Annotated in this window: 10 protein-coding genes; 6 read left to right on the forward strand and 4 right to left on the reverse strand. The window is 68.9% G+C overall.

Annotated features, from left to right (window positions below):
- Positions 1 to 3: 3 nt before the first annotated feature.
- Genes ACFOD4_RS04010 through ACFOD4_RS04020 form a run of 3 tightly spaced genes read right to left on the reverse strand, consistent with a single transcriptional unit; the run spans position 4 to position 3,441 of the window.
- A complete protein-coding gene (locus tag ACFOD4_RS04010; RefSeq protein ID WP_379594574.1) occupies positions 4 to 1,149 on the reverse strand; it encodes an acyl-CoA dehydrogenase family protein in 1,146 nt (381 codons plus the stop codon).
- Positions 1,150 to 1,153: 4 nt separating this feature from the next.
- Positions 1,154 to 2,128, reverse strand: a complete 975-nt coding sequence (locus ACFOD4_RS04015; protein ID WP_379594576.1) for a tripartite tricarboxylate transporter substrate binding protein — start codon at positions 2,126 to 2,128, stop codon at positions 1,154 to 1,156.
- The gene (locus ACFOD4_RS04020; protein WP_456316864.1) at positions 2,125 to 3,441 is read right to left on the reverse strand and encodes a CaiB/BaiF CoA transferase family protein; all 1,317 of its coding nucleotides are present in this window, start codon (positions 3,439 to 3,441) and stop codon (positions 2,125 to 2,127) included. The genes ACFOD4_RS04015 and ACFOD4_RS04020 overlap by 4 nt, the downstream gene beginning before the upstream one ends.
- A gap of 144 nt (positions 3,442 to 3,585) precedes the next feature.
- Here ACFOD4_RS04020 and ACFOD4_RS04025 point away from each other — a divergent pair, with 144 nt between their 5' ends.
- Entirely contained in the window at positions 3,586 to 4,380 is a 795-nt protein-coding gene (locus ACFOD4_RS04025) for an IclR family transcriptional regulator domain-containing protein (RefSeq protein WP_379594578.1), read from the forward strand.
- A gap of 7 nt (positions 4,381 to 4,387) precedes the next feature.
- Here ACFOD4_RS04025 and ACFOD4_RS04030 read toward each other — a convergent pair whose 3' ends face one another.
- Positions 4,388 to 5,572, reverse strand: coding sequence for a pyridoxal-phosphate-dependent aminotransferase family protein (locus tag ACFOD4_RS04030; RefSeq protein WP_379594580.1), 1,185 nt, complete (start codon positions 5,570 to 5,572; stop codon positions 4,388 to 4,390).
- 135 nt (positions 5,573 to 5,707) lie between these two features.
- Here ACFOD4_RS04030 and ACFOD4_RS04035 point away from each other — a divergent pair, with 135 nt between their 5' ends.
- The 5 genes from ACFOD4_RS04035 to ACFOD4_RS04055 all read left to right on the forward strand — a co-directional run bounded on the left by ACFOD4_RS04035 (position 5,708) and on the right by ACFOD4_RS04055 (position 12,534).
- Positions 5,708 to 6,442 carry a GntR family transcriptional regulator gene (locus ACFOD4_RS04035; protein ID WP_379594582.1) on the forward strand — a complete coding sequence of 245 codons (735 nt, stop codon included), beginning with the start codon at positions 5,708 to 5,710 and terminating at the stop codon, positions 6,440 to 6,442.
- A 103-nt stretch (positions 6,443 to 6,545) separates the two neighbouring features.
- Positions 6,546 to 7,550: a Bug family tripartite tricarboxylate transporter substrate binding protein gene (locus ACFOD4_RS04040; RefSeq protein ID WP_379594584.1), complete on the forward strand. Its 1,005-nt coding sequence runs from the start codon at positions 6,546 to 6,548 to the stop codon at positions 7,548 to 7,550.
- A 25-nt stretch (positions 7,551 to 7,575) separates the two neighbouring features.
- On the forward strand, positions 7,576 to 8,076 hold the full coding sequence (locus ACFOD4_RS04045; protein WP_379594586.1) for a tripartite tricarboxylate transporter TctB family protein: 501 nt from the start codon (positions 7,576 to 7,578) through the stop codon (positions 8,074 to 8,076).
- Between the two features lie 11 nt (positions 8,077 to 8,087).
- Positions 8,088 to 9,602 (forward strand): tripartite tricarboxylate transporter permease, encoded by a 1,515-nt coding sequence (locus ACFOD4_RS04050; RefSeq protein WP_379594588.1) that lies wholly within the window; start codon positions 8,088 to 8,090, stop codon positions 9,600 to 9,602.
- 7 nt (positions 9,603 to 9,609) lie between these two features.
- Positions 9,610 to 12,534, forward strand: a complete 2,925-nt coding sequence (locus ACFOD4_RS04055; RefSeq protein ID WP_379594590.1) for an FAD-binding and (Fe-S)-binding domain-containing protein — start codon at positions 9,610 to 9,612, stop codon at positions 12,532 to 12,534.
- Positions 12,535 to 12,595: the final 61 nt, after the last annotated feature.

The raw sequence follows: 12,595 nt of genomic DNA on the forward strand, positions 1-12,595 counted from the left end.
CCCTCACCGCAGCCCCATCCCCCGCGCGATCATGCCGCGCAGGATCTCCCGCGTGCCGCCGCGCAACGAGAAGGACGGCGCCATGGCGGCCGTATAGGCCAGGGTGCGCATCAGCCCGTGCGGCACCGCCCGCCCCGGCTGCGCCAGCAGCGGGGTCAGCAGTGCGGGGATGGATTGCTCGAACTCGGTGCCCAGATCCTTGAGCAGCGCCGCCTCCACGGCCGGGCTCTCCCCCGCCGCCAGCCGCCCCGTCACCGCGACCGACATGGCGCGCAGTACCGCCAGATGCGCCACCAGCCGTCCCAGCGCCGCCACCTCGACCTCGCTTGCAGCCTCATGCCGCAGCCAGCGCAGCCATTCATCCAGCAGTACGGCGGAGGACAGCACCCGTTCAGGCCCGCTGCGCTCATAGGCCAGTTCGGCATTCACCTGCATCCAGCCCGCGCCTTCCTGGCCGATCAGCGCCCCGGCGGGCAGCAGCACATCCTCGAACACCACCTCGGCGAAATGCGCGTCGCCCGCCAGGTCGCGGATCGGGCTGATCTTCACCCCGGGCAGGCCGAGGTCGATGATGAGCTGCGACAACCCCTTGTGCCGGTCCTGCGCCGTGCCCGATGTCCGCACCAGCGCGATCATGTAGTGCGCGTGCTGGGCATTGGTGGTCCAGATCTTGGCCCCGTTCAGCCGCCAGCCCTCGCCGTCGCGCACCGCCCGCGTCGACACGCTGGCGAGGTCGGAACCCGTGTTGGGCTCGCTCATGCCGATGCAGAAGAAGGCCTCGCCCCGGCAGATGCGCGGCAGAAAGAACTCGCGCTGCGCGTCGGTGCCGAAGCGGTGGATCAGCGGCCCGCTCTGCCGGTCGCCGATCCAGTGGGCGGCCACGGGAGCACCCGCGGCCAGCAACTCTTCCACCACCACATAGCGGGCGAAGGGGCCGCGCCCGCCGCCGCCATGCTCCTTCGGCAGGGTGAGGCCCAGCCACCCCGCCTCGCCCATGGCGCGGCTGAACGCCGCGTCGAAGCCCATCCAGGACCGCGCGCGGCGCTCCGGCGGCAGCGGCGGCATGGCGTGCTGCAGGAACTCGCGAATGGCCGGGCGCAGCGCCTCGTCGGCGGCCGGTATCGCGGAAAGGGGGAGCGCACCGATCATTGCATCAATCCAGCTTCACGCCGCTCTCGGCGATCACCCGCCCCCAGCGCTCCATCTCGGCACGGAGAATGCGGCCATACTCCTCCGGGCTGGTGCCGATCGGCTCCGTGCCCTGCTCCGCCAGCTTGGCCCGCACATCATTGTCGGCCAGCGCCTTCAGCACGGCATCATGCAGACGCCGCACCACCGGCCCGGGCGTACCGGCCGGCACCATCATCCCCTGCCAGGCGCCCACCTCGAAATCCGGGATCAGGGCCTCGGCCACGGTCGGCACCCCGGGCAATGGCGCGATGCGCTGCCGGCTGGTGACCGCCAGCGCACGCAGCCGCCCTTCGCGGATCAGCGGCAGCGCCGAGTTCACCGTGTCGGTCAGGAACTGCACCTGCCCCGCCACCGCATCCACCAGCGCCGGCGCGCTGCCGCGATAGGGCACATGGACCGCCTCCAGCCCCTGCGAGCGCAGCAGGAAATAGGCCGCCAGATGCGTGACGTTGCCGCTGCCCGCCGATCCGTAGGAGAGCGCCCCCGGCCGATCCCGCAGATAGGCCACGAAGCCGCCGAGGTCGCGCACCGGCAGGGATGGCGTCACCGCCAGCACCAGGGGGATGCTCGCGGTCTGCGACACGGGCGCGAGATCGCGCAGGACGTCGTAGGGCAGATGCTTGTACAGTGCCGGCGCCAGCGCGATGGAGGAGGTGTTGTAGAGCACGGTGTGGCCATCAGGCTCCGCCCTCGCCACGGCCTCGTTGCCGATGCTGCCATTGGCCCCGGCCCGGTTCTCCACGACCACCGCCTGGCCCAGTTCGCGCCCCATGCGCTCGGCCAACACGCGGGCGACGATGTCGGTGGGTCCGCCCGGCGGAAACGGCACCACCATGCGCAGCGTCCGGGTCGGCCAGACGGGTTGCGCCAGCGCCGCCCCTGCGGCCGGCCATGCCGCCACAGCGGCCAGAAGGGTGCGTCGGTTCAGGCGGCTCATGCCATGCGCTCCGCCCTTCGCGCATCGGCCAGGGCCACCACCCCCGCCTCGCGCAATGCCTCGATCTCGGCCACGCCGAGCCCCAGCGCCTCCTGCAGCACCGCCCGCGTATCCTGCCCCAGCCGCGGCGGCGCCAGCCGGTAGGAAGCCGGACTGCGTGGCAGCTGCACCGGATACCCGATCACCCGCACCGCAGTGCCGTCGTCCCGCCGCATCTCCCGCAGCATGCCGCGCGCGATCACCTGCGGGTCCTGCAGCACCTGATCGATGCCATTGATCGGCCCGCCCGGCACGCCGGCCTGCGCCATGGCCGCGAGCAGCTCCGCCGCGCGCCAGGGTGCGATCGCCTTGGCCAGCTCCACCTCCAGCACGCGACGGTCGCGGTTGCGGCCGGCATTGGTGGCGAAACGCGGATCATCGGCCAGGTCCTGCCGCTCCAGCAGCCGGCACAAGGCGCGGAACTGCCCGTCGCTGCCGCAGGCCACCAGGATGTAATCGTCGCTGGTGGCGAAATCGCGATAGGGCACGACGTTCGGATGCGCATTGCCCAGGCGACGCGGCACTTCGCCGCCCACCAGGTGGTTCATGGCCTGATTGGCCAGCAGCGACACCTGGCTGTCCAGCAATGCGCAATCGACATGCTGCCCTTCCCCGGTGCGTTCGCGGTGCCGCAGCGCCGCCAGGATCGACACGGTGGCGTAAAGCCCCGTGAACAGGTCGCTGACCGGCAGCCCCACCTTCATCGGACCGGCACCCGGCTCCCCCTCCGGCCGGCCGGTGACGCTCATCAACCCGCTCATGCCCTGGATCAGGAAGTCGTAGCCGCCCCTCGAAGCATAAGGGCCGGTCTGGCCAAAGCCGGTGACGGAACAGTAGATCAGTCGGGGATTGAGCCGCAGCAGGGAGGCCGCGTCGAGCCCGTGGCGGGCAAGCCCGCCGGTGCGGAAATTCTCCACCAGGATGTCGGCCCCGGCGGCCATCCGGCGCACCAGCGCCGCACCCTCCGGCTTCGCGAAGTCGATGGCCACGGAACGCTTGTTGCGGTTGGCACAGAAGAAATAGGCGGCGTCGGGCTGCCCGGACCCATCCTCCAGGAAGGGCGGGCCCCAGCCGCGGGTATCGTCGCCCCGCCCGGGCTGCTCCACCTTGATCACCTCGGCGCCCAGGTCGCCCAGGATCTGCGTCGCCAGCGGCGCCGCCAGCACCCGCGACAGGTCGAGCACCCGCAAACCCTGCAGCGGACCGGGTGCCGCCTCGGCCGTCATGCGGCGCGGCCTCGCGGCCGCGCGGAGATGCCCCGCGTGATCATCCATCATCCTCCCCTGGCCGAAACCTGCCGTTTGAAGCGGTTGCCGACCGCGCGTTTCATTGACTGAAACGCTATTTCATGATCAGCTTGGCACGGAGTTGGACGGGCCGGAAGACAAAAAGCGGCCACCGACGCGCTGGAGTGAACGATGCCTTCCTATGAGCCGGTCACCGCCGTTCTGCGTGGCCTCGATGTGCTGCGTGCGGTGAACCGCCTGTCCGCAGCCACGGTGCGCGAAATCCACGCCCTGACCGGCCTCAACCAGCCCACCATCGTGCGGATGCTGGAAACCCTGATCCATGCCGGCTTCATCCGCCGCCATGCGCAGCAGCCACTCTACCTGCCCACCGGCAAGACGCTGGAGCTGAGCGGCGGCTATACCCTGCACCGCGAGATCGGCGCGGCCGCCATTCCGGTGATGTCGCGCCTGCGGCAGGCCGTGGGCTGGCCATCCGACGTGGCCGTGTTCGACGGCGACGCGATGGTGGTGGCCCATACCAGCCGTGGCGAGGGCCGCTTTTTGTTCGAGCGCCGCACGGGCTTTCGCGCGCCCATCCTGGCCACCTCGCTCGGCCGCGCCTTTCTGGCCTTCTGCGCTCCCGCCGACCGCCAGCGCGCCATCGCACTGGCCGCCCGTTCGCCGGAGCCCTGGAACCAGGCGCTGCAGAGCCCCGGCGCGCTGGAAGCAAGCCTGGAGGCCATCCGCGCCGCCGGCTACGCCACCATGGAGGAAAGCTACGCTGCGCGGGAATATGGCGGGCAGGCCAGTGCCATCGCCGTGCCGGTGCTATCGGCCGGCCGCGCCATGGCCTCGCTGAACCTGATGTACCTGCGCGAGGCGATGGACCAGGAAACGGTGGTGCTGCGCATGCTGCCGCTGCTGCGCGAGGCATCCTCGGAACTGAGCGCGGCCCTCGGCGCCTTCGGCCGCACCGAGGGCTGAGCCCGCTTCAGGCCACAGCCGCCACCTTGGGCCCGCCATTGCCCTGCAGCGAGGCCATGGCCGCCGCCACCCCGCCCGCGCGGTGCGGCACCCCGGCATCGGCCAGCGCCATCTCCACCCCCGACAAGGCGCCCAGCAGCGTCAAAGCATTGCACTCGCCCAGATGGCCGATGCGGAACACCTTGCCCGCCACCTTGCCCAGGCCCGAGCCCAGCGAGATGTTGTAGTTCTCCAGCGCGATCTTGCGGAACCGGTCCGCATCGTGCCCATCCGGCATCAGCACGCCGGTGAGCACGGGCGACTGTTCCGAAGGCTCCTCGCACAGCACCTCCAGGCCCCAGGCCTTCACCGCCGCGCGGCACGCCGCCGCCAGCCGCTGGTGGCGGGCGAAGACCTCTTCCAGCCCTTCCTCCTGCAGCATGACGATGGCTTCCTTGAGCCCGTAGAGCAGGTTGGTCGCCGGCGTGTAGGGAAAGAACCCGTTGGCGTTGATCTTCAGCATCTCCGCCCAGTCCCAGTAGGAACGCGGCATGCTGTTGCTCCGCGACGCCGCCAGCGCCTTCTCCGAGACGGCGTTGAAGCCGAGGCCGGGCGGCAGCATCAGCCCCTTCTGCGAGCCCGAAACAGTGACGTCCACACGCCACTCATCGTGCCGGTAATCCACCGAGGCGAGGGAGGAGATGGTGTCCACCATGAACAGCGCCGGATGCCCCGCATCGTCGATTGCCTGGCGGATGGCGGCGACGCGGCTGGTCGCGCCGGTGGAGGTCTCGTTGTGCACCACCATCACCGCCTTGATGCGGTGCGCCTTGTCGGCAGCCAGGCGCTCGCCGATCGCCGCCGGGTCGGCGCCGCGCCGCCAGTCGCCGGGAATGAATTCGACCTCGATGCCGAACTTCACCGCGATCTGCCGCCACAGCGTCGCGAAATGCCCCGTCTCGGCCATCAGCACCGTGTCGCCGGGCGAGAGGGTGTTGACGATCGCCGCCTCCCACGCCCCCGTGCCGGAGGAGGGATAGATCACCACCGGCTGCGTCGTCTTGAAAACGGTCTTGCTGCCCTCCAGCACCGCCTTGCCGAGCTCGGCGAACTCGGCGCTGCGGTGGTCGATCACCGGCATTGCCATAGCGCGCAGGATGCGGTCCGGAACCGGGCTCGGGCCCGGGATCTGTAGGAAATGGCGACCCTGCATGCTGGCACTCCTCCGACAGCCCACCCTCGCGGCCGGCCTGGCTTTCGTTTTTGCATTCATTCTGCCGGACTTCAACCATCATAAAGAACGCAATTCTGCTCGACACCTCCCGGCGCTGCGGCGTAGCCATACAACATGACCGACGCTTCGCTGGAGGCGGTCGCCGCCGAGGCGCCACCCCCTCAGGAACAGAATTGCCTCGGACGAGCCAGAACAACGGCGAGGCCTGGCGGCACGCTGCATGACGGGCTGCTCGCGGCGTTGCGGGACTTCATTGTCGAGGGCACCCTCCCCGACGGCGCCCGCGTGCCAGAACGCGCCCTGTGCGAGCGCTTCAACATTTCCCGCACCCCCCTGCGCGAGGCGCTCAAGGTGCTGGCGGCCGAGGGGCTGATCGAGTTGCTGCCCAATCGCGGCGCGCGCATCCGCGAGCTGCGCGCGGGCGAGGTGCGCGAGATGTTCGACGTCATGGGCGGGCTGGAGGCACTGGCCGGCCGCCTCGCCTGCGAGCGCATCACCGAGGACGAGTTCGCCGCCATCGAGCGCGCGCATCACGACATGTACCGCTTCTTCCTGCGGCGTGACATGCATGGCTATTTCCATTGCAACCAGCTGATCCACGAGATGATCGTCGCCGCCGCCGGAAACGCCACCCTGTCCGCTACCTATGCCGCCCTGGCCGGCCGCATCCGCCGGGTGCGCTACTCGGCCAACATGGCCAAGGACCGGGATCGCTGGGGCGAGGCCATGCGCGAGCACGAGGCCATGCTCGACGCGCTGCGCCGCCGCGAGGGCCGGGAATTGTCGGACATCCTGTTCCAGCACCTGCGCAACAAGCTGCGTGCCGCCCAGGCCGAAGCCGGCACCTGATCGTCGTCACTTCGCCCCACGATTTTTCCGGATTGAATACAAAATTCATTGCGCCTACGCTTTTCGAACAGCGCCGCCAGAGCGCTGATCGGGGAGATCCAAGATGATGCCGAACCGGCTTCTCGCCGCCTTCATCCCTGCCATGCTGGGTGCCGGCGCCGCCTTCACGCCCACTGGCGCCCTGGGCTGGGAGCCCACCAAGCCCATCGAGATCGTGGTGCCCTTCTCAGCCGGCGGCGCTTCGGATCAGATGGCTCGCACCATCCAGGGCATCATCCAGAAGCACCAGTTCACCACCCAGCCCATCATCGTGGTGAACAAGCCGGCCGCCGGCGGCGCCGAGGGCATGCTGGACATCCAGAAATCGGCCGGTGACGCGCACAAGCTGATCACCACCTCCAGCGGCATCTTCATGACGCCCATGGCGACCAAGCTGCCGCTGAGCTGGACCGACTACACCCCCGTCGCAATGATGGCGCAGGACTCATTTCTGCTCTGGGTCAATGCCAAGGCGCCCTACAAGACCGCCGCCGATTTCGTGGAAGCGGCGAAATCGGCCACCCCGCCGCTGAAGATCGGCGGCACCTCGTCGAAGCGCGAAGACAACCTGATCGTTTTCGCCATGGAGAAGCAGGCCGGGGCGAAGTTCGCCTACATCCCCTACACTTCCGGCGGCCAGGCCTCCACCCAGCTGTCCGGCAACCATGTCGAGGCCAACACCAACAACCCGGCCGAGGACCTGGCGAACTGGCGCGGCGGCGCCACGCGTCCGCTCTGCGTCTTCGCCGAGCAGCCCATGAGCTACAGCGAGCCCGTCGCCGGCGGCACCGGCTGGTCCGGCATCCCGACCTGCGCTTCCCAGGGGCTGAATGTCAGCTACCAGATGCTCCGCGGCATGTTCATGCCCGGCCGGGTCACCAAGGACCAGCAGGCCTTCTACGTGGACATGTTCAAGAAGGTCTCGGAAACGCCCGAATGGAAGGAGTACCTGGCCCGCAATGCCCTGGTTCCGGACTACCGCGACGGCGAGGCGTTCGTGTCCTTTCTCAAGGAGGATGAGGCGAAGCATGCCCGGCTGATGGCCGAGGCCGGCTTCATGGCCAAGTAGCGTCGACCACGGAGGGAACACGGCCATGTCGCAGCCAGCCGACACCACCGGGGAGGCAGCCGGGCTGTCGCGCCGCTCCGTCGAGATCATCGTGGCGGCATGCCTGATCGGGCTCGCCGCAGTGGTGCTGTACGATTCGCACGGGCGCGGCGCTGGCTGGGATAACGGGCCGCAGAACGGCTTCTTCCCAGCCCGCGTCGGCTGGATCTTTCTGGCCGCCTCGCTCTACCTGCTCTGGAAATCCTTCCGCTCCCCGCGCGAAACCTTTGTCACCTGGTGGCAACTCGGCCAGGTGGCCCGGGTGCTGGCACCACTGATCCTCTTTGTTGCGTTGATCGGGCCGCTCGGCCTCTACCTTGCCGCCGCCATCTTCATTGTCGCCTTCATGGCGGTGATCGGCGCGGCCAGGTGGTGGTCCATTCTGCTCGCCGCCATCATCATCCCGCTCGCCTGCTTCTGGATCTTCGAGCTGCAATTCAGGGTGCCGCTGCCGAAAGGCCCGCTCGAAGCCGCGCTCGGCTACTGAGGACGACCGGAATGGACGATTTCGCCTCCCTCCTCGGCGGGTTCCAGGTCGCGCTGTCCTGGCACAATGTCGGCTTCATGGCGCTCGGCGTCATCCTCGGCATCATCGTGGGGGTGCTGCCGGGGCTGGGCGGGCCCAACGGCGTCGCCATCCTGCTGCCGCTCACCTTCGGCATGGAGCCGGTCTCCGCCATCATCCTGCTCTCCTCCATCTACTGGGGCGCGCTCTTCGGGGGGGCCATCACCTCCATCCTGTTCAACATCCCCGGCGAGGCTTGGTCCGTCGCCACCACCTTCGACGGCTACCCCATGGCCGTGCAGGGCCGCGCGGCCGAGGCGCTGACCGCCGCCTTCACCGCCTCCTTCATCGGTGCCGTCTCAGGCGTGGTGCTGATCACCTTCGTGGCGCCCCTGGTCGCCCAGTTCGCGCTGCGCTTCGGCCCGGCCGAGTTCTTCGCCGTCTTCCTCCTCACCTTCTGCTCCTTTATCGGCATGGGGCGCGACAATCGCGGCAAGATCATCGCCGCGCTCTGCATCGGCTTCCTGCTGGCCGCCGTGGGCCTCGATTCCATCTCCGGCGATCTGCGCATGACCTTCGGCTCCATGGAGCTGATGCGCGGCTTCGACTTCCTGGTGGTTGTGATCGGCCTGTTCGGCATCGGCGAGATCCTGCTGACGGCCGAGGAAGGGCTGGTCTTCAAGGGCAAGCACGCCAAGATCGACCTGAAGGTGGTGCTGCGGACCTGGGCCACCTTGCCGCGCTACTGGGTGACGCTGCTGCGCTCGGCGGTGGTCGGCATGTGGATGGGCGTGACACCGGGCGGCGCCATCGCCGCCTCCTTCATGGGCTATGGCCTGGCCAAGCGCTTTTCCCGCCGCGGCGCGCAATTCGGCAAGGGCGAGATGGAGGGGGTGCTGGCCCCCGAGACGGCGGCGCATGCCGCGGGCACCAGCGCGCTCCTGCCCATGCTGGCGCTCGGCATCCCGGGCTCGGCCACGGCGGCCGTGCTGCTGGGCGGGCTGCTGGTCTGGGGGCTGCAGCCCGGCCCCATGCTGTTCATCGAGCAGAAGGACTTCGTCTGGGGGCTGATCGCCTCCATGTATCTCGGCAACCTCGCCGGGCTCGTCATCGTGCTGGCCACGGTGCCGCTCTTCGCCGCCGTGATGCGGATCCCCTTCTCATTCGTGGCGCCCGTCATCCTCATCGTCTGCGCCATCGGCGCCTACACCATCTCGAACTCGGTGTTCGACATCTGGATCATGCTGGGCTTCGGCATTGTCGGCTATGTCTTCAAGAAGCTCGACTACCCCCTGGCGCCCATGGTGCTGGCCCTGGTACTTGGCGACCGGGCGGAGGACGCCTTCCGCCAGGCGCTGCTCGGATCGGGCGGCGCGCTCGACGTATTCTGGGCCAACGGGCTGGTCAGCGGGCTGGTTGTCATCGCCCTGTTCCTGCTGCTCTGGGGACCGGTGACCGAGGGCATCGCCCGTCTCCGCCGGACCTCAACGCCCAAGGCCGCCGAATAGGATCCCGATGAACGAACTTGCCCCGCCGCGCGCCTATAGCCGCAATCTCGGCCTGGAGCGCCGCCTTTCCCAGGCGCTGCGCGGCGAGGTGCACTTCGATGCCTTCACCCGCGGCCGCTACGCCACCGACGCTTCCATCTACCAGATCATGCCGCAGGGCGTGGTATTCCCGCGCGACGAGGCCGACATCGCGGCGACCCTTTCCATCGCCGCTGAGCATGGCATCCCGGTCATCGCCCGTGGCGGCGGCACCTCGCAGAACGGCCAGCCGATCGGCGACGGCCTCATCCTCGATTGCAGCCGCCACTTCAACGCGGTGCGCGACTACGAGCCGGAAGCCCGCAGCATCACCGTGCAGCCCGGCATGGTGCTGGAAGCGTTGAACAACCGCCTGCGCAAGGACGGCCTCTTCTTCCCCGTCGAGCCTTCCACCGCCAGCCGCTGCACCATTGGCGGCATGGCCGGCAACAACTCGTCCGGTGCCCGCTCTCTGCGCTATGGCAAGATGGTGGACAACGTGCTCGGCCTGCGCGCCATGTTCCACGATGGCGAAGGCTTCGCGCTGGGCGAGGGCGCCTATGGCGACAACACCTCCCCCCGCGCCCACGCCCTGCTGTCGCGGCTGACCGGGCTGGCGCGCAGCCACCGCGACGAGATCGAGGCCACCTTCCCCAAGGTGCAGCGCCGCGTCGGCGGCTACAACCTGGATGAGCTGCTGCCCAAGCATCCCAACCTGTCGCACCTGCTGGTGGGCTCCGAGGGCACGCTGGCCCTCACCACCGAGGCCAAGCTGAAGCTTGCCCCCCTGCCGAAGCACCGGGTCATGGGCGTCTGCCACTTCCCCAGCTTCCGCGCGGCCATGGAAACCACGCAGCACCTTGTCGCCCTCGGCCCCGTCGCAGTGGAGCTGGTGGACAACAACGTCCTGGTGCTGGGCGCCGACATCCCTCTCTTTGTCCGCACCCTGGCCGACATCACCCGCGGCGAGCCCAACTGCCTGCTGCTGGTGGAGTTCGCCGGCGAAGCGCTGGACCCGCTGAAGCAGGACCTCAGGCGGCTCGACCAGTGCATGGCCGATCACGGCTTCCCCGATGCAGTGGTGGAGGTGATCGAGCCCGCCCGCCAGAAGCCGGTCTGGGAAGTGCGCGAGGCCTGCCTCAACATCATGATGTCCATGAAGGGCGACGGGAAAGCGGTCTCCTTTATCGAGGATTGCGCCGTCCCGCTGGAGCACCTGGCCGACTACACCGATGCCATCACCGGCCTTTTCGCGCGGCACGGCACGCGCGGCACCTGGTACGCGCACGCCTCGGTGGGCTGCCTGCATGTGCGCCCGATCCTGAACATGAAGACCGAGGAAGGCGCGAAGACGATGCGCGCCATCGCCGAGGAAGCCTGCGACCTCGTGCGCCGCTACAAGGGCTCCTTCTCCGGCGAGCATGGAGACGGCATCTCGCGCTCGGAGTTTGTGGAGCCGATGTTCGGTGCCCCCCTCACCCGCGCCTTCGAGGCGGTGAAGGATGGCTTCGATCCGGAGAACCGCCTCAACCCTGGCAAGATCGTCCGCCCCTACCGCATGGATGACCGCGCACTGATGCGCTTTCCACCGGGCTACGAGACACCCATCCCTGCCGCGCCCGCCCTCGACTGGTCCGAATGGGGCAGCTTCGGCGCCGCGGTTGAGATGTGCAACAACAACGGAACCTGCCGCAAGCTGGCCGGCGGCACCATGTGCCCCTCCTACCGCGCCACGAAGGAGGAGCAGCACGTCACGCGTGGCCGCGCCAACACGCTGCGCCTCGCTATCTCCGGTCAGCTCGGCCCCGACGCCTTCACCTCCGACGAGATGAAGGAAACGCTCGATCTCTGCGTTTCCTGCAAGGGCTGCAAGCGCGACTGCCCGACGGGCGTCGACATGTCGCGCATGAAGATCGAGTTCCTGCACCATTACCACGCGAAGCACGGCCTGCCGCTGAAGGAGCGGCTGATCGCCTTTCTGCCACGATACGCTCCTCTCGCGGCCCGCTTCGCGCCGCTGATGAATCTGCGCGATCGCCTCCCTGTCCTGGCCCGGCTCAGCGAGCGGCTGCTGGGCTTCAGCGCCCGCCGCACCCTGCCGGAATGGCGCCGTCCCTGGGTGGGCGGCACCCGCGGCGCCGCCCTGTCCGACGTGCTGGGCGACGGGCGCGACGTCATCCTGTTCGGCGACACATTCAATCGCTATTTCGAGCGCGAGAACCTTGAGGCCGCCGAGCGGGTGCTGGAAGCCGGAGGGTACCGCCTGCACCATGTGGCGCCCCTCACCGGACGGCGCCCGCTCTGCTGCGGCCGCACCTTCCTGTCCACCGGGCTGGTGGACCAGGCCCGCGCCGAAGCCCGCCGCACGGTGGACGCCCTTGCCCCGTTCGTGAGCCGCGGCGCCCGCATCGTCGGGCTCGAACCCTCCTGCATCTTGAGCTTCCGCGACGAGTTCGGCGCCCTGCTGCCGAAGCAGACGCTGCAGCCCTTCGCCGGCGCCACCCTGTTGCTGGAGGAACTGCTCGCCGCCGACATCAAGGCAGGCCACACCACCTTGCCACTCGCCGACCAGGGGGGACGGGTGGCGCATCTGCATGGTCATTGCCACCAGAAGGCCTTTGACGCGATGGGCGCGGTGGAAACCGTGCTGCGCGCCGTTCCTGGGCTAGATGTCCGCCCCATCGAATCCAGCTGCTGCGGCATGTCCGGCGCGTTCGGCTACGGCGCGGCAACCATTGACGCCTCGATGGCGATGGGCGAGCTGTCGCTGCTGCCGGCGGTGCGCCAGGCAGCGCCGGAGGCGCTGATCGTGGCCGACGGCACCAGCTGCCGCCACCAGATCCAGGATGGCGCAGGGCGCGAGGCGCTGCATGTTGCCCGCGTGCTGGACCGCGCCCTGATGCAAAGCGGCTGAGAACCGCCGAGCGACCCCGCGGAACGCGCCCTACGGCGCGCCCCGCTCTTGATGCCTGCCG

The sequence above is a fragment of the Teichococcus globiformis genome, assembly GCF_042646265.1.
GTDB classification, from domain to species: domain Bacteria; phylum Pseudomonadota; class Alphaproteobacteria; order Acetobacterales; family Acetobacteraceae; genus Pseudoroseomonas; species Pseudoroseomonas globiformis.